This is a genomic window from Leptospira kemamanensis (assembly GCF_004769665.1).
Taxonomy (GTDB): Bacteria; Spirochaetota; Leptospiria; order Leptospirales; family Leptospiraceae; genus Leptospira_A; species Leptospira_A kemamanensis.
This window is the reverse complement of record NZ_RQGG01000046.1, coordinates 1-20,495: the sequence shown is the minus strand read 5'-3', so window position 1 is coordinate 20,495 and position 20,495 is coordinate 1. Positions and strand designations below refer to the sequence as shown.

22 protein-coding genes are annotated in these 20,495 nt (G+C 38.9%); 11 read left to right on the top strand and 11 right to left on the bottom strand.

Annotation, left to right across the window (positions count from 1 at the left end; translation table 11 throughout):
• Positions 1-18: 18 nt before the first annotated feature.
• Positions 19-1,731, bottom strand: coding sequence for a hypothetical protein (locus EHQ59_RS15880; RefSeq protein WP_135620723.1), 1,713 nt, complete (start codon positions 1,729-1,731; stop codon positions 19-21).
• Positions 1,732-2,121: 390 nt separating this feature from the next.
• Here EHQ59_RS15880 and EHQ59_RS15875 point away from each other — a divergent pair, with 390 nt between their 5' ends.
• Genes EHQ59_RS15875 through EHQ59_RS15865 form a run of 3 tightly spaced genes read left to right on the top strand, consistent with a single transcriptional unit; the run spans position 2,122 to position 4,492 of the window.
• Positions 2,122-2,412 (top strand): NAD(P) transhydrogenase subunit alpha part 2, encoded by a 291-nt coding sequence (locus EHQ59_RS15875; RefSeq protein WP_039937055.1) that lies wholly within the window; start codon positions 2,122-2,124, stop codon positions 2,410-2,412.
• Positions 2,412-3,809 (top strand): NAD(P)(+) transhydrogenase (Re/Si-specific) subunit beta, encoded by a 1,398-nt coding sequence (locus tag EHQ59_RS15870; RefSeq protein ID WP_135620721.1) that lies wholly within the window; start codon positions 2,412-2,414, stop codon positions 3,807-3,809. Before EHQ59_RS15875 ends, EHQ59_RS15870 begins: the two co-directional genes overlap by 1 nt.
• A gap of 11 nt (positions 3,810-3,820) precedes the next feature.
• Positions 3,821-4,492 carry a response regulator transcription factor gene (locus tag EHQ59_RS15865; RefSeq protein WP_100789490.1) on the top strand — a complete coding sequence of 224 codons (672 nt, stop codon included), beginning with the start codon at positions 3,821-3,823 and terminating at the stop codon, positions 4,490-4,492.
• A gap of 72 nt (positions 4,493-4,564) precedes the next feature.
• Here the strand turns inward: EHQ59_RS15865 and EHQ59_RS15860 are convergent, their stop codons facing one another.
• The 5 genes from EHQ59_RS15860 to EHQ59_RS15840 are packed head-to-tail and all read right to left on the bottom strand — an operon-like array spanning position 4,565 to position 11,042.
• Complete coding sequence (locus EHQ59_RS15860) at positions 4,565-5,578, bottom strand: tetratricopeptide repeat protein (RefSeq protein ID WP_244245579.1); 1,014 nt, start codon at positions 5,576-5,578, stop codon at positions 4,565-4,567.
• A 7-nt stretch (positions 5,579-5,585) separates the two neighbouring features.
• Positions 5,586-7,241 carry a cytidylyltransferase domain-containing protein gene (locus EHQ59_RS15855; RefSeq protein WP_135620717.1) on the bottom strand — a complete coding sequence of 552 codons (1,656 nt, stop codon included), beginning with the start codon at positions 7,239-7,241 and terminating at the stop codon, positions 5,586-5,588.
• Positions 7,216-8,766: a spiro-SPASM protein gene (locus EHQ59_RS15850; protein WP_135620716.1), complete on the bottom strand. Its 1,551-nt coding sequence runs from the start codon at positions 8,764-8,766 to the stop codon at positions 7,216-7,218. Before EHQ59_RS15850 ends, EHQ59_RS15855 begins: the two co-directional genes overlap by 26 nt.
• Positions 8,766-9,815, bottom strand: coding sequence for a putative peptidyl-prolyl cis-trans isomerase (locus tag EHQ59_RS15845; RefSeq protein WP_135620714.1), 1,050 nt, complete (start codon positions 9,813-9,815; stop codon positions 8,766-8,768). The genes EHQ59_RS15850 and EHQ59_RS15845 overlap by 1 nt, the downstream gene beginning before the upstream one ends.
• A gap of 12 nt (positions 9,816-9,827) precedes the next feature.
• Positions 9,828-11,042 (bottom strand): aspartate kinase, encoded by a 1,215-nt coding sequence (locus EHQ59_RS15840; RefSeq protein WP_135620712.1) that lies wholly within the window; start codon positions 11,040-11,042, stop codon positions 9,828-9,830.
• 102 nt (positions 11,043-11,144) lie between these two features.
• Here EHQ59_RS15840 and EHQ59_RS15835 point away from each other — a divergent pair, with 102 nt between their 5' ends.
• Positions 11,145-12,083: an acyl-CoA desaturase gene (locus tag EHQ59_RS15835; protein WP_135620710.1), complete on the top strand. Its 939-nt coding sequence runs from the start codon at positions 11,145-11,147 to the stop codon at positions 12,081-12,083.
• A gap of 8 nt (positions 12,084-12,091) precedes the next feature.
• On the opposite strand, the gene EHQ59_RS15830 is transcribed toward EHQ59_RS15835, so the two are convergent.
• The 4 genes from EHQ59_RS15830 to EHQ59_RS15815 are packed head-to-tail and all read right to left on the bottom strand — an operon-like array spanning position 12,092 to position 14,469.
• Positions 12,092-12,601 carry a hypothetical protein gene (locus EHQ59_RS15830; protein WP_135620708.1) on the bottom strand — a complete coding sequence of 170 codons (510 nt, stop codon included), beginning with the start codon at positions 12,599-12,601 and terminating at the stop codon, positions 12,092-12,094.
• A gap of 2 nt (positions 12,602-12,603) precedes the next feature.
• A complete protein-coding gene (locus EHQ59_RS15825) occupies positions 12,604-12,930 on the bottom strand; it encodes an LIC13255 family lipoprotein (protein WP_425270160.1) in 327 nt (108 codons plus the stop codon).
• Positions 12,927-13,463: a hypothetical protein gene (locus EHQ59_RS15820; RefSeq protein WP_135620707.1), complete on the bottom strand. Its 537-nt coding sequence runs from the start codon at positions 13,461-13,463 to the stop codon at positions 12,927-12,929. The genes EHQ59_RS15825 and EHQ59_RS15820 overlap by 4 nt, the downstream gene beginning before the upstream one ends.
• Positions 13,453-14,469 carry a zinc-binding dehydrogenase gene (locus EHQ59_RS15815; protein WP_244245578.1) on the bottom strand — a complete coding sequence of 339 codons (1,017 nt, stop codon included), beginning with the start codon at positions 14,467-14,469 and terminating at the stop codon, positions 13,453-13,455. The genes EHQ59_RS15820 and EHQ59_RS15815 overlap by 11 nt, the downstream gene beginning before the upstream one ends.
• Before the next feature lie 35 nt (positions 14,470-14,504).
• Here EHQ59_RS15815 and EHQ59_RS15810 point away from each other — a divergent pair, with 35 nt between their 5' ends.
• Genes EHQ59_RS15810 through kdsB form a run of 7 tightly spaced genes read left to right on the top strand, consistent with a single transcriptional unit; the run spans position 14,505 to position 19,521 of the window.
• Positions 14,505-15,299, top strand: a complete 795-nt coding sequence (locus tag EHQ59_RS15810; RefSeq protein WP_135620705.1) for an MlaD family protein — start codon at positions 14,505-14,507, stop codon at positions 15,297-15,299.
• On the top strand, positions 15,299-16,378 hold the full coding sequence (locus EHQ59_RS15805; RefSeq protein ID WP_135620703.1) for a glycosyltransferase: 1,080 nt from the start codon (positions 15,299-15,301) through the stop codon (positions 16,376-16,378). The genes EHQ59_RS15810 and EHQ59_RS15805 overlap by 1 nt, the downstream gene beginning before the upstream one ends.
• Positions 16,379-16,399: 21 nt before the next feature.
• Positions 16,400-16,618 carry a flagellar FlbD family protein gene (locus EHQ59_RS15800; RefSeq protein ID WP_135620701.1) on the top strand — a complete coding sequence of 73 codons (219 nt, stop codon included), beginning with the start codon at positions 16,400-16,402 and terminating at the stop codon, positions 16,616-16,618.
• Between the two features lie 3 nt (positions 16,619-16,621).
• Positions 16,622-17,404: a motility protein A gene (locus tag EHQ59_RS15795; RefSeq protein ID WP_135620699.1), complete on the top strand. Its 783-nt coding sequence runs from the start codon at positions 16,622-16,624 to the stop codon at positions 17,402-17,404.
• Positions 17,405-17,413: 9 nt separating this feature from the next.
• Entirely contained in the window at positions 17,414-18,247 is an 834-nt protein-coding gene (gene motB, locus EHQ59_RS15790) for a flagellar motor protein MotB (RefSeq protein ID WP_135620697.1), read from the top strand.
• A 1-nt stretch (position 18,248) separates the two neighbouring features.
• On the top strand, positions 18,249-18,776 hold the full coding sequence (locus EHQ59_RS15785) for a flagellar basal body-associated FliL family protein (RefSeq protein WP_002972703.1): 528 nt from the start codon (positions 18,249-18,251) through the stop codon (positions 18,774-18,776).
• Between the two features lie 4 nt (positions 18,777-18,780).
• Positions 18,781-19,521: a 3-deoxy-manno-octulosonate cytidylyltransferase gene (gene kdsB / locus EHQ59_RS15780; protein WP_135620696.1), complete on the top strand. Its 741-nt coding sequence runs from the start codon at positions 18,781-18,783 to the stop codon at positions 19,519-19,521.
• Between the two features lie 70 nt (positions 19,522-19,591).
• On the opposite strand, the gene EHQ59_RS15775 is transcribed toward kdsB, so the two are convergent.
• Positions 19,592-20,170, bottom strand: a complete 579-nt coding sequence (locus EHQ59_RS15775) for a YdeI/OmpD-associated family protein (RefSeq protein ID WP_135620694.1) — start codon at positions 20,168-20,170, stop codon at positions 19,592-19,594.
• Positions 20,171-20,495 lie beyond the last annotated feature (325 nt).

The window sequence follows — 20,495 nt, the reverse complement described above, 5'->3', positions numbered from 1 at the left end:
TGGGCAAGTCTTAATTTCCTATTTTCTCCATTTCCCCGGGCTCGAAAAGTTTTTAGTGCGACTTGGTTTGAAATGAAATTTGGATCCTGAATTGAATTTTGGTGCATTGAATCTGGCGTTATTGAACTTAAAACGCCCTGGTTTGATATCCAATTTTCCTTTCGGAATGTAAGTTCTCTCTTTTAAGATCGAAAATAGTCCCCCTAAATCGATTTCACCACCTGAACTAAACCCAGCCGCAACTTCTTCTTCCCCCTCTCCCTCTTCTTCGTCATCATCGTCGTCGTCGTCTCCATCATCTTCTTCGTTCCCTGATTTGGATTTGGAATCATTCATACTGACTTCTAAATCCAATGGTTTTGGTTCGATGTACTTGGAACGGAAATTGACTTTGGAATAAAAATCGATGATTTCTGCCTCTGCCAATTGAGGAGAAATGAGTTCGTTGTATTCTTTTTGAAACGTTTTGGAAAGTATGAAAATCTGACTTTGCGATTTAAAACAGGAAAAAACAAAATATTCTTTTTTAAAAGTTTCTAAATTGGCTTCGGGTTTGTTAATTTCCAAAATAAATGTATAAGTTCCATCTCGATACTCGGGAGTAAAAGATTCGTGAACGATATTTGATTTAGGATATTTTTTTTGAATTTTCTCAACTAACTTTGTTTTGATGAAATCCTTTAGTGTTGGTTCAATCCCATTCGTAATGATATCTGAGTTGATCTTTTGATTTACGTTGATGGCTTGGATTTTATAAAGGCCGTGCATAGGATCATAAAAACTCACATTTGTTTTTCCATCGCGAATCACAGCATACCGAGCATCTACTGGAATTTTGGTATCGAATAATCCTGAATCAGAGATATAAAGATTTTCCTTCACATCTCCATAAACAGGATTTAGGTATTTGATGGGTAGTGGTTCACTTTTTTTGTTTTCTAGGGAACTTAAGAATTGATCTTTCGTATGATCCAAAAATCGATAGTCTTGGTTATACAATCTGACTTCATTAAAGAAATTAAAAGTAGGTAAGAGTAGTAAACTGATGAGTCTTCTATAACCATATTTATAGGTAACAAGATTCAAATTTTTTTGTGATGATTCTCTTGAATACACTGCATAATAATGATTCTCGTAATTGACTGTGGGTAAGATTCCCAAGGTCAAAAAAAAGGTAATGAGATTATAATTATCTTTTTCCTTTTTTTGATAAACGATGTGATAATAGTGCGAACAGTCTTCATATCCGTTAAATAAACTTGTGATATCATCCACTTTCAGAAAATAAGTATGTTCATCTGTAATCTCAGCAAACTTATGTAATTTCGTTTTTTCCGTTTCATCAATTGGCATCGATTCTATTTGTTTGAATCGATTGAAATTGGGAGAGGTTCTAAAAGATTCCATTAATTCGAAATGAGGCCAGTTTTGGGGAATGCCATATACTTCCTTGATGTGTTTGGTCGGAATCCCTTTAAGATTTAAATTCGTACGAAGGTTTTCAATGAATTGCCTATCGATGATCGGCCTTTTTGAAAGTGCTGTCTTTGAATTCTCGTCTTCCATGGCAAATGGGATACTCGAGATAAAACAAGCCATTCCATTTGCATTGAAACCGAGACCTGCTTGGGAAATTGGGATTTCATCCCCGTGATTCATCGATACCCGAGTGTGGTACCAACTGATTTGGCAATTGAATAGAAAAACAAGGAGTAGAAAAAACGATTTCATTTTGGGAACCAGAAAGAATGTAACTGTTCCCTAAGATTTGTCAAAACAAATCGTAAAGGCCACTCATCACACATTTATGCATTATAGACAAAACAATTAATATTCGTTAAGTGAAGGATCTGTTTTTGTTTTCCTCTTAGGGTTTGCAAGCTTAGGTGATTCTTACTTTTTTTTGTAAACGAAGTAGATTCATTTGGTAATGGCACACTCTGTTCGGGATTTGAAAGAAATTGGTCCAAGTCTGCAAAGAAAACCTGTTTTGATGCAGAAAACTAGGTAAGAATGCCCAAGGAATCCCCATTCTTTTCTCATTTCAGGACACTAGTTACGTAAAATTACCGAAAATTTTGTTTCCAAAATGGCCATTTTTTCCATAACTACTACTAGTTTATGGAAATATTTGTTACAGCCGTCACGATTTTCGTTTTAGCGATCTTCGTGGGATTTGAAATCATCACAAAAATCCCTCCCATCCTCCACACCCCACTTATGTCGGGTTCTAACGCCATTTCCGGCATCACCCTCATCGGGGCATTGTATGCAGCCGGAATCCAAGAAAGTAATATCACCAAAATTTTGGGCTTACTCTCTGTCATTTTTGCCACCATCAACGTAGTGGGTGGATTCCTTGTCACTCACAGGATGCTTGGCATGTTTAAGAAAAAGGATACACCGAAATAATGGAACTCATCAGTATTTTAAATCTCGCTTATCTCGTTGCTTCCATATTATTCATCGTTGGAATCAAACAACTTGCTCATCCTAAAACAGCGACCAGAGGAAATCTTCTTGGTGCACTTGGGATGCTCATTGCCGTTGTCGCAACACTTTTTGATCGTGAAATTCTTTCTTACGAATGGATCGCTGTGGGTGTTCTCATTGGATCTGTGATCGGTATCATCCTTGCGATCAAAATCCAAATGACTGCAATGCCACAACTTGTAGCCGTACTCAACGGATTTGGTGGTATCGCTTCTGTTTTTGTAGCTGGTGCTGCTTTACAACTTTCCATTCCAAAATATGCGACTACAGTCAATTACCAAGAAATCGTTTCGATTGTTTTCTCGGCAATTGTTGGTGGGATTACGTTCTCAGGAAGTTTTATCGCCTTCGGTAAGTTACAAGGTTTTATTACAGAAAAAGCAGTTCGTTATCCTGGTGATCAACTTGTAAAAATCCTCGTTGGCCTTGCTGCTGTAGGACTTGGAGTTTATGGATGTTTAGAGCCAACGGATGAATCTATTTATTGGATCTTAAGTGGTGTGAGTTTACTCCTCGGTATCTTCCTTGTGATTCCGATTGGGGGAGCCGACATGCCAGTTGTAATTTCCCTCCTCAACTCCTATTCAGGGATTGCGGCGTCTGCCACAGGATTTGTTCTCAATAATAACGTTCTTATCATTTCAGGATCTCTCGTAGGAGCATCTGGAATCATTCTAACACAAATCATGTGTAAAGCGATGAACCGTAGTTTGACGAATGTTCTATTTGGGGGATTTGGGGCTGTCGCTACAGAAATGAAAGATGATGGCGATTTTTACTCTGGTAAAGTTAAGTCAACCAGTGCAGAAGAAGTAGCGATGTTGTTAGATGTCGCAAGAAGTGTAGTGATTGTCCCTGGTTATGGTATGGCTGTAGCACAAGCGCAACATACTGTCAGAGATTTGTACCAACTTCTCACAGCTCGTGGAATCGATGTTACTTTTGCGATCCATCCAGTTGCGGGTCGTATGCCTGGGCACATGAACGTGTTACTTGCGGAAGCCGATATTCCTTACGATCGTTTGAAAGAGATGGACGAGATCAATAGTACTTTCGAAAATGTTGATGTTGTGATCGTTAATGGTGCGAATGACGTAACGAACCCACTTGCAAAAACAGATCCTAAATCACCAATTGCTGGTATGCCGATTTTGGACGTTGGAAATGCAAAAACGGTAGTTGTGATCAAACGTTCCCTTAGCCCTGGATTTGCGGGAGTTCCCAATCCACTTTTCATTGCTGACAACTGTTTGATGTTGTTCGGTGATGGTAAAAAAGCAACGCAAGAGATGATCGCAGCTTTAAAAGAATCTTAGAGTCGTAATTTATGAAAAAACAAGTCTATATCGTTGATGACCATCCACTTGTAGTAGATGCACTACAAAACTTAATTGCTAAATCAGAAGATTTAGAGTGCATCGGGAGTGCGGATAATATTGAAAAAGCATTTAACGATATAGAACAACTGCAACCAACATTGGTTTTAATTGATATCCAACTCAAACAAAACCAAAACGGATTGCAGTTACTCAAACGCCTTCGAACAACATTTCCTAATATCGCCGTCATCATCATCAGTATGTTGACGGATGATACCTTTGTGGATCGTGCATTTAAACTTGGTGCTATGGGTTATGTATTTAAAGAAGATACTACCACACAAATTGTAGAAGCCATCCATACAGTGCTCAAAGGTGATTATTTTGTGAGTTCTTCACAAGCAACAAGACTACTTGGGCATCTGTATCGTGCTTCCCAGAAAGATGAAAAAGATCCTATCGATCGATTGTCCAATCGAGAGTTGGAAGTATTTCTCATGATTGGAGAAGGGATGCCGGTGAAAGAAATCGCCGCCAATATGGGACTTGCTCCTTCCACGATTGAAACTTTACGTTCGCGTATCAAATCCAAACTCAGCATCACAGAAAACGAAAAATTGATTCGAGTGGCAGTGGAGTGGAAATACACCCAAGCCAAAACCGATATCGTCGTTTCGTAATTTATTAACTATAGAATATGAATACTAGAAGATAAATTCAAGTATTCATATCAAGAAATCAATAATAGTTAATTAATATCTAAGTTTGAAGTAATGGTAAAGTAAATCTTTTCCTTCGCGGGAAGAGAGTAACATTCTATACGCTTCTGCAATTTTGGATTCGTTTTGGGATTGTTTTTGAATGAAATGGAAAAAGTCATTTGCTCTTTCATCAAATCCAAGATTGAGAAGTAAGTTAAGATAAAAACTTTGATCGTATTCGTCAGCAAACGGTGAATAGGCGATTGGTCTCAGTAAGTTTTCTGCTTCACGCCATTTTCTCATTTCAAAATAACAACGAGCATACACTTTTTTTTCTCTCCAACCGAGAACTCTTGGATTCTTCAAATAGGTGAGAGATTTTTTAGGATCTTTTTCGAGTAGATACACGACTCGTCCCATCAAGTGAGATGCTAACATATGTTTTGGATCTTGTTCCAAAATGGATGTTAGTTCCGTTTTAGCTTGATCCACTTGATTCAGTTCCAAAAAGGTTTTTGCTAAAATGAGTTTTGCTTCATTGTAGTTCGTTTTGTATTCTAAAGATTTATTTAGGGAAGTGATTGCATTCGGATAGTCTTTTAGAATGTAATAGGCCAATCCAAGGTTATAATGATAAAATGGATTGTAAGGCGAGATTTGATTGGTTTCGATCCAAGTTTCTTTTGCTTCTGACCAACTATCTTCTTGTGCGTAAATCATCCCGAGTAGGAAACTTGCGGCTTCGTGGTTGGGCTCTTTTTTAAGTGCACGATTCAAACTCTCTTTCGCTTCTTGCCATTCCATTCGAGAGTATAACAAACTTCCATTGAGATAATCGTATTCAGCAAAAGATTTATAAACTTCCGATTGGATTTTTTTCCATTCTCCATCAGCTAAACCAAATCTTCCATACCGGAGAGCATTGATGATATTTCGACTTACTTTTTCGATTTCGATTTTGGCATTGATTTCAATTGATTCTTGGTCTTCTGTATCAGAAAAAACAGATGTATAGGATCCAACTAACAAAATTAAAGAAACTAAAAATGTGGATTTGATTTTCATATTCATTTTAAGTAAGGGAGTTTAACCAGTCTAGGATTTGTATGTGCGCATCGCGAACCAAATTGATATTCTTTGTGTTCATTTTATTTGGAAATCTGAAAACGGAATCCAGTTTGGACAATCTTCCGATAAAAGGAATCCCCAATTCTTTCTCTGCGAATTCACCAAGAGTTGTATGCACTTCCGAAATTCCAAGCAAACTCACTTTTTTTCCTTTGGCCATTGCTTCCATCATGGTTTGTCCAAAATAGGTGCACACCCATTCTGCTGAATTCATTTCACGTAAAAATTCGGTATAAGAGATTCGTTCTTGGAAATGAATCTTAGAGTTGTTTGGTTTTTTCCCTCCAATTCGCAAGATGAAATCGAAGGAAGGATTTTCGGTATTCAAACTTTGTTTGTAAAACTGAAGTAAGTAATCATCAATTTGATTGGACTCGGTTTCATCCAATTGCCCAGCATAAACCAATATTTTTCCAGGAATGGTTTTTGTCCCTCGGTTCAGCTCCGACAAAGGGGAGCTGTAATACGAGAGATTTGTGGGTGTTGGATCAGGATTCTCTTCTTTGGAAACTGTTTCGGAAAAAACATAAGAAGGATGAGGTAAGAAAAAACACGCATTGTATTTGTTAGGTGGATGGTTTAGGTTATCGATATAAAAGGAATGGCGGACAGGGTATTCGATTTCCCGGATATCGAATATATGAGGCAGATCTCGTTCGTCATCGTGAAAGGTATCTCTGAGAACCACATCATAACCATTCACTTGTAAATAAATGGATAATGATTTGCAACGTTCAAAGTGTCCATATCCAAATTGGTTTGGATTTCCGTAGAGGATGTTCACCTTCTTTTTTTCCTTTTCTGGTTTTGGTAAGGAAAAAGTTACTTGGGAAACATCAGAATTGATGGAAAATATTTGTGGATTGGACTTGTACAGAGACAAAATTTCTTCCACACCAAAGTTAGGATTTGTTTCGCCCAAATGTTTCCAAATTTCACAGATTAAGTCATAATCATTTTTTTCATCCACAGTGATTCTAAGTTGGGAAATCAAACCATTTTGCATTTCTTGGAATAGAGGAATTCTTTGTAAGTGAGGGGGATACAGTCGGTATTGTGTATGAATTTCGGGAAATTCTTTAATGTGTAAGGAAACATGTTCCTTATGTCGTTCTAAATTGGTTTCGTTTGATTCGTAAAAAAGTGAAGCAGCAGAAAAACATTCCACTCCCATTCCAAGAGGTAGTCCCACCATCGACAAACTATAGTAAGGTTCTCTGATTTCTAAGATTGCTTCATACAAATACCGTATGGAATCGACATCCACAAACGGATTGTCTCCCGTGAGTCGAATGATGTGTTTGGCTCCAAACTGTTTTGCAGCAGATCGATACCTTTCTCTTACATCCGTTTCCGATCCACAAAAGTATAAATATCCTCTACCTTTTAGAAATTGAATCGTTTCCTCATCATTTTCTGGAATCAAAAAAACGATTTGTTCCTTATCGAGTAAAGTTGTTAAACGATTCTGAATATGATCCAAAAACGTTAGATTTGATCCTTCTGGAATGGATTTTAAAATTTTTTTGGGAAATCGTGTAGAACCTAGTCTTGCCTGTATGAAGGCAAAACTATCATGCGTTGAAGGTGTACCACTCATCACAATTCAAACAAGGAGCTGGAATTTTGTCATGTTCACCTTTAAAACTATGGTGAAAAAATGGTAATCCTCGTTTCCAGATACTTTCAAACGATTCTGTGAATAAATTTCCTATGATTTCGGTTTGGTTTTGTTTGCAAATCGATACTTCACCAGTTACAGAAAGGTATAGATCGCGTGTTAGGTGCCAACAAAATTCTCGATGAATCGGTGTAAGATCACTAACTCGTCTTTCTGGTAACTTTACTGCAAATCGATTGTATTTTTGCAAAATGACGTTGATTCCCTTTTTTTCAAAATATGTGAAATAAGAATCAATTTCTTCTTCCACTTCTTTCATTTTGATCATTTGCACATACAATGAGTTTGGTGGTAGGATTTTAGATAGAGTTTCCACAGCTTCTAAAACTTGTGTTAATCCTTTTTTTCCGTATAAGGTTTGGTATTTGTCTTCTTTTAGTGTAGAGACGTTTGCGATGATACAAAGTTTTTCTTTTGAAGAAGGTTCTAATTCGCCAATGAGGGAAACTAAAACATCCACGTGTTTGTATAAGGCTGTTTCAATGATGAGTTCTTTTAGGGAAGTGAGTTTGAGAATTTCTTTCACTACCAACGAAAACTCAGGATGTAAAAGAGGCTCTCCATTTCCGGACAAACTGATGGTGATCGGAGAATGTTGTTTTTCTTCTAATTGTTTTATTAAATTTTGAACAGAAGTGAGAGGAACAAAACTTCCATCATTGGATTTGTCGACAAACTCTCTCGGACAAAAAATACAAGAGAGTTCACATCCTTTGTAGATTTCCCATTCCAAATAGGAAGGAGAACTACGATAGAGTTCCGGATTTTCTTTCAGGATATTTTGTAAATTCTCGTATGGAATTTCTTCTGTAATCTCAAGTAACCCTTTGATGAGAACCTTGGAACGAATGGAATTGAATCGAAAGTCCAAACGTAATTGTCGCAAATCTGGAGATTGGAAAAAAATATCAACATCGTATTGGTTGATGTTCTTTAAGAAAAAAGAATGAATGTCGGTTGTGAGTTGGTCAGGCAAAGAACTTAAAAATTCTCTAGTGATGACTGTTGGAATGAGACCTGGTGGTAAGTTTTCCGAATAGGAATATTGGCAAAAAAAGTTTTTGTGACGATTCCAAATTTTTTCAGTCAGAGTTGGATTTAAGAGTGGAGAGATCCCTGTAAAATATAAAAAACAAACTTCATCCCATTCTGGATCTTTGAAAATCGATTCAGGAAGTAAGGCACCAATTTGTTTGATGAATTCAATTTCTGAAGAAACCTGTTGGTAAAACACAAATGACTCTGTGATTTTATCCCCATCAAACTTTGATAAGATGGAATTAGAAACATTGATATGAATTTTGAGATTTGGAAAGACGGAATGAAGTTTTTTGACAAAGGATTTGACAAGTGAAATCTCAAAATGAGATTCTAAAAAGGTAAGTGTTTGGTTGTCTAAATAAACAACCGCAAAGCTGGGATTGTAGTCCTTACGGTTTACCATTAATCTGAGTTGTACTTTTCTTCCGGATTACTAATGTTATGTTCTTTGATGTAGATAGGATCAAAGATCGTGATGGATGTACTTTTTCTCGTGGCGGCAACCCATTCTTCAAAGGAGGTTTGTTCTTTTTCGCGAAATAAAAATCCTTGGATCCCTTTTCTCACAGCATCGAGTGGTGTAGGTCGCACCCCTTCAATGTAAACAATACAATATCGTTTGCGATCATCACGGAAAACCTCTGAAAACTTTCCTTGTCCCCCCACTTGTGCGAGAACGGAGGCTGTCATTGGTTGTGATTTATACAATTCAAAGGTAGGAACCCAATTCACGAGACCACCATTGAGTTTGTATCTGGATTCGTTTCTCGGCCCAGAAGCCACAAGTTTGAAAAAGGAAGGATCTTGAATGGACTTATTTCGAATTTCTGTTAATTCATTGAACAAACGAGATTCTTCTTCAATGGAACTATTCGCAGGAGAGATAACTAATTCACGGAATCTAAATTCGTTTCCCACTTTCGCCTTGTTTTTGTTATACCAAGATTGCACTTCTTGTTCTGAGGGAAGTGGTGGACTCACTTTGATTTGTAAAAGTTGTCCTTTTTTGATTTGGTAAGGAAGGTCCTCTAACCAAACATCGTAAGGAAGATTAAACTGTGTTTGAACTGCTTTTTTAAATTGTTCGATGTCACTGATTCCTTGCGCTTCCATTCGTTTTTGAATTTCCGCTTCGATCCGTTTTTCATTGACTTGGATCGATTCTTCATCGGCAACATTGTCTACTACTGCGCGGTCAATGAGAAAGTCGATGACCTGGGAATGTAAGGATCCTTTTTTGCGATACGCAGGAAAAAAACGAGAAAGGTTTTTATACCGTTCCACTCCTTCCTCATAATCCAAGGTGGAGATAGACTTGGGACCTACAATGGCAAGGACAGCATTTAACGACTCATAGGAGCCGAGTGGTTTTGTGGGAACGGCTAGGAAAACACAAACAACCGCAGCAAAAATGAAAACGAAATGACGTTTGAGTCGTGGTCTTTTTTGCATACGGTCAAAAGTTTACCCGATAAAGGTAGTGTGTAAAGCCTTTACTGCGTCTTCCGCTTGGTTTTGTTTGATGACACAAGAAATTTTAATCTCTGATGTCGAAATCATTTCGATATTGATATTTTTCTCAGCTAAGGACTGGAACATTTTTGCTGCCACTCCCACATGAGATTTCATACCCACTCCCACTGCTGAAACAATAGAAATGTTTTCGTCAATCTCTGCTTTTCCATTCCCATGATCCTTTGCATAGGCTTCGATGATTGGTTTTGCAGCTCCAATGTCTTTTTTGGCAATGGTGAACGAAATGGTATTGATTCCGTCTCTTGGAGAGGATTGCACAATGACGTCAACGATGACATCTTTGTTAGATAGTTGAGTGAATAGGTCTGCTGCAATTCCTGGTTTGTCTTTTACGTCCGCAATGGTAACACGTGCTTGGTCACCTTTTGCAGTCACTCCACTCACTTTCATTTTTTCCATAATTTTATCCTCACTCATTACTAACGTTCCCGGTTTGTCGTGGAAACTCGATCGTACGTGGATGACCACATTGTAGTTCATCCCTAATTCAACACTTCTGGAATGTAAAACTCCAGCCCCAAGGCTTGCGAGTTCCAACATCTCTTCGTAAGTGATTTGTTTGTGCATTTTTGCAGTTGGAATTTTTCTTGGGTCGGCTGTGTAAACCCCATCTACGTCTGTATAAATTTCACATTCGTCTGCCCCTAAAGCTGCGGCAAGGGCTACAGCAGAGGTATCACTTCCACCTCGTCCTAAGGTAACAATATTTTCGTCTTTATCAATCCCTTGGAATCCTGCGACGATAACCACCTTTCCTTTGTTAAAGGCTTCGTCGATTCTGGATCTGTCGATCATTTCAATTTTACCGTTGGAAAAGTTTCCATCCGTCAAAATTTTTAATTGAGAACCGGTAAAGGATTGGGCCGGAACTCCCAATTCATTGAGTGCAATCGCAAGTAACGCAATGGATACTTGTTCCCCCGTGGAAAGTAACATATCCATTTCCCGTTTGGGAGGGTTTTTCGAAATTTGGTCAGCAAGATCGACCAGTTCGTCTGTAGTATGTCCCATTGCCGAAACGACAACAGCAACTTTTTGGCCTTCATCGTGGTAACGTTTGATGCGTTTGGCCACATTTTTAATTTTAGTGGTGTCACCAACTGAGGTTCCACCGTATTTTTGGACAACGATTTTCGATGACATGGGTTTATGGACAGGCTAGGAGAGGCAAATCGGGAATCAAGTAGAATGAATTTTTTTGCAACCAATCGATTTGAAAAGACTCCAATAAGTATAGGTTATTGAATGAATTCTGCATCTTCTTCGGTGGAACCTGTTGTCAAAGAACAGGCTCCTTTACTCTTCCTCATTTTGTTTTTTCTTGTCCAAGCGACTGTCTTAACTGTTTTCACCGTTCCCTTTTCCTGGGCTCTCGTTTGGGTTGCGGTAGGATCTTATTTCCTCCGGATGTTTGGAATCACAGCCGCCTACCATCGTTATTTTTCGCATTCCTCTTTTAAGACCTCACGTGTGTTCCAATTTGTGTTGGCTTGGATTGGATCCATGTCTATGCAAAAAGGGGTTTTGTGGTGGGCCGCTCATCACAGGAACCATCACAAATATTCGGATACCGAAAAAGACATCCATTCCCCAAGTCGGAAAGGGTTTTGGTATTCTCATATGTTTTGGTTTTTACGGGATGATTACAACGACTACGAAGCAAAACTCATTCCCGATTTTTATAAATTTCCTGAGTTGCGTTGGTTGGATCGTTATCATTGGATCCCACCTTTGACTTATGCAATTCTATTGTATGTCGTGGGTGGTTGGGGATGGCTTGTTTACGGTTATGCTGTTTCCACATTTATCTTAGGACATGCCACTTGGACGATCAATTCCTTATCCCATGTCTATGGATCGGTTCGGTTCGATTCAAGAGACACTAGTAAAAACAATGTTTGGTTAGCACTGCTTACGATGGGAGAAGGTTGGCATAACAACCACCATTACTACTGTTCGTCGGCAAACCAAGGGTTTTACTGGTATGAGATTGATATGAGTTATTATATCTTAAAGTTTTTAAGTTGGTTTGGAATAGTTTGGGATCTGAAAAAACCTCCACAAAAAGTTTTGAATGAAGGAATCAGTCGTGACCGAGCTAAAAAAGAAGAAATTTTACTCGCACGTAAAAACAAACAGGAAGCCAAATCGAAAAAGAAAGTGGAAGTATTATCAGCTTCCTAAAGGAAACTTCAAACTCCTAATCGTTTGCGTATATCTGCCGGGATACTTTGGATCGAATCATATCTCTTTTTCTTTCCCCCTGGCAGAGATACATAATAAAACCCATTGATCATTTCTAAAAAATAATCCTCTCCTTTTTCACCTAATGAACGATTGTCGAGTTCCTTTACCATTTTTTGGTATTTCGTCGGTAATAAATTCCAATTCATATAATTGGTCACAACACCTTGGTCGTTTACGGTATAAGCACCATCTTGGTGAAGGATTTTTGTGCCATTATAATCGAAAATTTCCATCACCTTTAGATTGTTATCTTTGGAAGACTTTGGATCTTTTTTGGTTTTGCCATCCGCACTTCGATTGGAATCATCTGGTGTGGAACCTGATTTGTTTTTTTGGTTTTTGGCTTTTTCCTTTTTTCTTAACTTCCCAAAAATCAGTAAAAAAACACCAGCGAGCCCAAGTGCTGCGAATAAAAATACTTCTGCCGTGGATAAATCAAAGAGATAACGAAACATAGTTAACGAAATCTTGTTCCAACCGCTTTACATGTGTCAGGAAGATAACCTTCCGTATTCCATGTGTTACAATCAACGAGTTCAATGGCTCGAATACAAAGTTTTAAATCATCAATTTTTACCCTGGAAAGAAAAAGAGTGCCAGGGAGTTTTTCCTTTCCACAAGCGGAGTTTTTTAGGGCATAAGCTTGAAAGGTTCTTTGGTTTCCTTCAATAGCAGAATAAAACAAATCATCTCGATTTTGAATGCAATACCCTATAGAAAGGAAACTTACAAGTAACCAAAACCTAACAAAGAACATTGATTTTGTGGGGAAAAACCACTTCATTTTTTCAATTTGATCCGAGAGATTTCTCTTACGGGAAGAGGAAGTTTTCCAAACACACTATCAATTTGTACGGTTCCGTAAATTTCGAACTCAGCTTCTTCTCCCTTTCTTGCAGCAGTTCCCAGTTTCTCAGCAAGGACTAGAAGTTTCGGAAGGATGGAACCTTTTTGTTCGGGCACTAATTTCAAAACTACCAGGGCTTCAGAATTGGGTTCCACTTCTACGGGGTTTAAATTTTGCAGTTTGCCTATATATTCCTTCCCTTGTGCAGTCAAAAGTTCGATTTCCAAATCAAATTGGTAAATACTCACTTTGGTGGAATTAGGATTTGTCACTGAGACTTGTGGATATAAGTCAAGAAGTGGGATGAGTGGAAAACTAGGATTTGGTTTCAGTTCGACACGAACATCCACCAAATCAAACTTACACGCCTTCAGACTTTCTAAATTTTGTTTTGTATCACTGATACAATTTGAGAATCCAAAGAAAAATAGAAATTGGATCGATACAAGGAAGAAATACTTACGGACCAAACACTACCTTCCCTTCGGTCATATGTTGTTTGTAAAATTCCAAACCTTCTTGAAAGTCTTCGAATGCAAATCGTTTGTTGATTTTGGTTTGGAAAACCGTTTTTAAATACTTCTGTGCTTCCTTCGCTTGTTTTTGAAACTCTTCTAGTCCTATTTCATAAATCCAAGAGGACAACCAGAAACCTTCGATTTTTTTATTTTGAAAGAGGATGATTCCTGAGTTCACAGAAAATGGTTTTTCTGACAAAGCACCATAACAAACTATCCTCGAACCATAAGGCATACATTCTACTAAGGATTGTGCTGTTTCTCCAGCAACTGCATCGATAGCATAGGTTGCGTTCAGTTTTTTGGAGAGTTTGAATAAATCTTTTTGATAATTCGGTGAGGAGGAGTTTAGGATATGTTCCGCACCAATTTCTGTTAAACTATCTTCCTGTTCCTTTTTTCGCACAACATTGATTAGGGGAATTCCTTTTTCTTTACAGAGGCGAACCACCATTTTGCCAAGGGCACTGGCAGCAGCTGTTTGGATCATGGCCGCATGTCCTTCTTTTTGGCAACGGGATACCATGGCCCAGGCTGTCATAGGGTTTACAAAAAAACTAGAACCTTCGTCAAGAGTCACTCCATCCACTAACGGCAAACAGTTGTCTTCCGTTGTGATCATGTATTCAGCCCAAGACCCATCGTTTTGAGGGGCCACACAAGAAACAGCCATTCCCAGTTTGAGAGTTTTGATGCCACTGCCCACAGCATCTACGGTTCCACTCGCTTCAAATCCTGCGGAAACGGGAGCCTTTTTTTTGAAACCATACAAACCACGGATGAACATCAAATCCGATGGATTGATAGGGGAAAGGTGGATTTTGATCCTAACTTCGTTTTCTTTTGGTCTTGGAATTTCTTTTTCACGAAGTTCCAATTGTGGTTCGGTTTCATCGTATTTAAGGATGGTGACTGCTTTCATCTCATCCCATTCACTCACGGAAAATCTGCTTGCCAACTCTTTCTTTGGAAGGAAAGTACTTTGAGTCCCCTATGAAATCAAAAAAATTAAACAACGAAACCATCGTCGGTATCATTTTTTTTTCCATTTTGGTTTTTGCATTTTTTACGACTGTCATAGAGCCGGACAGACCCACCAAAAAATATCCATACCGACTTTCGTTATTTTATTCACGCATTGATGGGATCAAAGAAGGAACAGAGGTGCGAATCCTTGGGATTCAGAAAGGGTATGTGGCCCATATTGATTCAAGACCCATGATAGATGTTCCAGACAGAAGGTTTCTCGACCATAACATGGATCATGCGATCGAGTTACACATTGCTCTCGAAGACCCTCTCACCCTTTGGGACAATTATGAAGTTGATTTTCAAACCATCACTTTATTTTCGGGAAGGATCATCAATATCAACCCAGGTAGTTCTGATGGGAAACGTCCCTTTTTTAAACCTACATTTCGGGAAGGGGAAAAGTCTCCTGACTACTTACCATCGGCACGGTATTTTGATGATTTTTTCAAAGCCACATCTGCCACGATGGAAGAAAATCGTTCTGACCTAAGACAAATCACATTGGATTTCCGTTCCATCTCCGATAAATTAAACCAAACAGAAGGTACGATTCCCAAAATCATTGGAAGTACTGAGATGTATGATGAACTTCTTGCGACCATCAAAGACGCAGAAGCTATCGGAAAAGAAGGAAGACGGTATATGGAAAGTTCTAGGAATTTAGAAAACACCATGCCGATCCCATTTTTAATAACAGCATCGTATTACGGCCGTACAACGCCAATTACGGGAAGAAGGATTGGACCACAAGATTAATGAAAGTTGCAATTATACATGATTGGCTCACGGGAATGCGTGGGGGAGAAGTTGTCCTGGATAGTATGTTAAAAGCGTATCCAGAAGCGGATTTGTTTAGCCTTTTTTATTCCAAAGGGAAACTGAATGCAAGGATAGAAGATCGTAAGATCACAACTGCTTTTACAAACAACCTTCCTTTTAAAGAAAAATACTATCGATACTATTTACCTTTATTCCCTACAGCCATTGAAACTTTGGATCTCAAAGGGTATGATGTTGTCATCAGTTCTTCTCACTGTGTTGCCAAAGGGGTCATCCCTCATCCCGATACTTTCCATTTGAGTTATGTGCATAGTCCTATGCGTTATGTTTGGGATATGTATTATGATTATTTTCCCGCTAGGAAGGGTTTTAAATTTTTCCTTTTACAATCCATTGCTAATTATTTAAGAACTTGGGATGCTGCTTCCGCGAATCGGGTCGATTATTTTACATGTAACTCTCATTTTGTGGGAAGGCGGATCCAAAAGTACTACCGCCGTGATTATAAAATCATTTACCCACCATGTTTGCCACAAGACTTTCGGGTGCATGACAATTCCAAAGATGATTATTATCTGATGGTATCCGCTTTTGCTCCTTATAAAAAAATTGACTTAGCCATCGAAGCCTTCCGTGAAAATGGAAAACCACTGATCCTTGTGGGGGGAGGGCAAGAAGAGGGAAAACTCATCAAAAATCTTCCGAAAAACATCCTTTGGAAAAAGGGACTGCCTCGCACAGAAGTGATTGAACTCTATAAAAAAGCACGGGGATTTATTTTCCCTGGGATGGAAGACTTTGGGATCACACCAGTGGAATCGCAGGCCTACGCCACTCCTGTCATCGCCTACGGAAAAGGTGGGGCCTTAGAATCGGTGAAAGAGGGCAAAACTGGGGTATTTTTCGAAGAACAGACGGTAAAATCCTTAAATGACGCCATCAAAAGGGCAGAAAAAATCCAATTCAAACGTTGGGATTTCCAAAATTCCATCAATCGATTCACGGAAGAAAAATTCGTAAGCGAAATTCGAAAGGTAGTCGATAGACATAAATAGAAATCTCTGAAGGGGGATCTCTTGGTCATTTTACATCGACTCAAAGGTGCGGAATTTGTTCTCAATGCAGATATGATTGAGACAATTGAAGCCAATCCGGATACAATCATCACTCTTGTGAATGAGAAAAAATTCATTGTACAAGAGCCTGTTGCGGAAGTTGTGGAAAAGGTAATCGCTTACCAAACGAGAATTCACAACCTCCCTCGAGTCACTGAAAGAAGACCTGAGGAAACATAAGAAATGGATATAGCTACAGTCATTGGTTTGGCCCTAGGAGTGGCCTTGATGTTACTAGGGGTGGTTTCGGGGGGTCTTGCATTAACAGACCTTATCGATATTCCCTCGGTGATGATTACATTTGGTGGGGCAGCGGCAGCCACGATCATTTCTTTTCCTTGGACATCTACCATTGGAGTGGGTGCGGTGACTAAAAAAGCCTTCCAAAATCCACCATCGGATTTACCAGGTCTCATCACGACACTTGTTAGTTTCTCTGAAAAAGCTCGTCGTGAAGGTTTACTTGCCTTAGAAGATGATATCAATGAATTACCAGAAGAATTTTTAAAGAAGGGAATCCAACTCGTAGTGGATGGAACCGATCCCGAACTTGTCCGTAACATTATGGAAACGGAAATTGGGAACACAGCCACAAGGCATGCATACGGACGTTCCTGGTGGGATGCTTACGCTGGTTTTGCGCCAGGGTTTGGAATGCTTGGGACCCTTGTGGGTCTTGTGGGGATGTTAAAGAACTTAGGTGGTGGGGACGCGAGTGCCATTGGACAAGGTATGGCGACAGCCCTAATTACAACATTATACGGATCGCTTGCTCAGAACTTATTTGCAGCACCAGTTGTGAGAAAACTCACACGTAGATCGGAAGATGAACTTGTGATCAAACAAGTGATGGTGGAAGGAACTTTATCCATCCAGTCGGGTGATAACCCAAGGATTGTAAAAGAGAAATTGGCGAGTTTCTTAACACCTGCAGAACGAGTTGCCTTGAAAGATGACGGAGATTAATCCTTAGCCATGGCTTCTAAAAAAGAAAAATGTCCTGAGTGTATCCAAAAAGTTCCCGAGTTCATGGCGACTTACGGGGACATGGTGACACTTCTCCTTTGTTTCTTTATCCTTTTGTATACCACAGGGAAAACAGATGCAAAGGAGATGCAAATCATTCTCTCGGCATTTAAATCCACCACAGGATTTTTCACAGGTGGACAAACTTTATCAAAAGGATCTTTGGAAGAGATGGGGATGCAAATTGAATCTTTGCCATCTCAAGTGGTAGGGCGTAACCTTTCCAAATCCAAAAAAGATGCACAAGAAGTATTCAAACCGGAAGTAGAAGCGGGGAAAGTGCGGATTTCGGAAAACGAAAGAGGCCTTGTGATCTCTCTTGTAGGTGCTGATTATTTTTATCCAGGTTCCGCTATTTTAACACCTGCGATACGAGAGACTCTACGAAAAGCAGCGGGCCTTATCAAAGGACTCGAACGATTTGTGCGAGTAGAAGGACATAGTGATGATGATGCTGTGAATCCAGTGAGTCGTCCTGGTCGCGAAGAAAGAGAATATATCAATAACTGGGATTTGGCGGGAGCAAGGGCAGTGAACGCCACTGTATTTATGATCAATGCAGAAGAAATTGAGCCTAGTTGGTTCCAAGCAGTTAGTTTTGGATCCTACAGACCTCTTGTGTTGGAAAATGAAGGTACACCGGAAGCAAAGGCTTTTAACAGAAGAGTGGATATCATCATTTTAACAGAGAAGTCTACAAAACGAGCGCCAGGAGAAAGTAAATACGGACTACCTGACTCTCGTTTGCCGAACACTGAAACAAATGTAGAAGGAGAATTTTAACATGGGTGACCGTGAAGTAGATGAAGAAGAAGGTGGGTTAGCCGAAGGTAGTTCCGCCTCTGCTGGGATGTCCCCCATTGTAAAATGGTTATTGTACATCGCTGCGGCCATTTTTGGAATTATCATTGTAACCGTAATATCGATGTTTGTTGCTCAGAAAACTGCAACAAGTGTGTTCAAACAACAAAAGAATATCTCACTTGTGAAAGCTCCACCTCCTTTGGAAGTTTACACATTTCAGGAAGAGTTCCGAGTGAATACTTCTGATGTTGGAGAATCACACTTTGTGAAGTTAAAGATGTCTCTTGGATTTGAGTCAGGACAACCTGCACTTTCTGCAGAACTTGCAGCACGTGTCGCACAAATGCAAAACATCATTAACTTGGTGATTGCTCGTAAAACAAAAGACGATTTAAAATCCATTACCAACCAATTGGATTTACGTGAGGAAATCAAAGCCCACTTAAATCACATTTTGACCAATGGAAAAATCAAAGAGGTTTACTTTACCGAGTTCTTGGTAAACTAGGACTATGTCCGACCAAATCCTTGGTGTGATCCCTGCGCGTTACGCGAGCACACGTTTTCCTGGAAAACCACTGGCCCTCATTGGCACAAAACCAATGATCCAGTGGACTTATACACATGCCTCAAAGTCCAAGTCTTTCCACCGTTTGGTGGTCGCAACCGATGACAAACGAATCCATGATGTTGTATTAGGGTTTGGTGGTGAATCCGTTCTTACGAGTCCCGACCATCCCACAGGCACAGATCGTATCATCGAAGTGGCAAACAAATACCCGGACTACGGAATCATCGTGAACATCCAAGGGGATGAACCTGGTATGGAAGCTTCCCTCATAGATGGAGTAGTGGGTTTAAAAACCAAACACCGCCATTGGGAAATGACAACTGCGGCCGTTCCTTTTTCGCACCATGAAGACCCTAAAGACCCTAACAAAGTAAAGGTGGTCTTTGACAGAAATTCACGCGCCAATTATTTTTCTCGTTCTCCTATCCCTGCTTCTTTTAAAGGGGAAGCAATATACCACCGTCATCTTGGCATTTATGCGTATGAACGTGATTTTTTAATGTCCTATAACCAACTCCCCACATCCGATTGGGAAACAGTCGAATCCTTAGAACAACTCCGCGCCTTACAAAATGGATCTACGATTGGAGTGTTTCTTGCCGAAAAAGCAAATTTGGGAGTGGATTCTCCAGCAGATTTAAAAGTGGTGATAAGAGAGTTTCAAGAGAAGAGATTGATTTAGATTATATCGGTGTCCCAGGTATTAGTTGGGTAATTATTTGCTGTTAGTCGCTTTAAATTTGATAGAGAAGTTATTGGATTTTTTCCCCTTTTGCTAACTTTTCGATAATTTCTTTGATTCGTTTTTCTCTTGTTTCTATTTTTTTTGCTGTGTGAATTCGAAATCCAATAGAGAAAATATTTGTCTTATTGAGACCCTTAAAGAACTTTTCCGCCTTTTTGTTTTTGCTGAGTGCTAATAAAAAATCATCTGGCACAGTCATTTTACTTGGTGAATCGTATGCCTTTTCCCATCTACTATCTGCTTTAGCTTCTTCGACAGCCTTTAATCCAGCAGGTTTCATTTTTCCTTCATTGGTTAATCTTTCAACATGTCCTATGTTGACTTTTGACCAAATACTTTTGGCTTTTCGGGGAGAGAATTTTTGCAACCATGCATTTTCGTCAAACTTTTGTTTTTGGCTATCAATCCAACCATAACAAAGTGCAACATCAAGGGCTTCGGCGTAACTGATGGTTTTGATTCCAGAATCTTTTTTGAATATTTTTAACCAAATTCCATTGGAACTTTTGTGATTCTTATCAAGCCAAGTTTCAAAAGATTTTTGTGATTTAAATTCTATCGTTGGTATTGTATCTAATTGAGTCATAAATATATCACTTAGCTAATATTAAAAATATTTTGAAATCTTTGATTAATTTGATTTAGTTAATAGATCATTCTAATCACAATATTTTTTCTTACTTAATAATTTCATTAATAAGATCTGTGCAAATCCAAAATATACTTGGTGATATCATTCCTATCAGTAAAGATTTTCTGAATAAGTTTGTTTTTGTATTTTTGGGTGAAAAGAAATAAAAAATGATAAAATGGCTCAATATAAAGGAGAAAAAAGGAACAAAAAATGCAATTACCTCCGAATCTCCAATGAATTGATTATCGTAGATATAATCTGAGAAGAAAATATATCC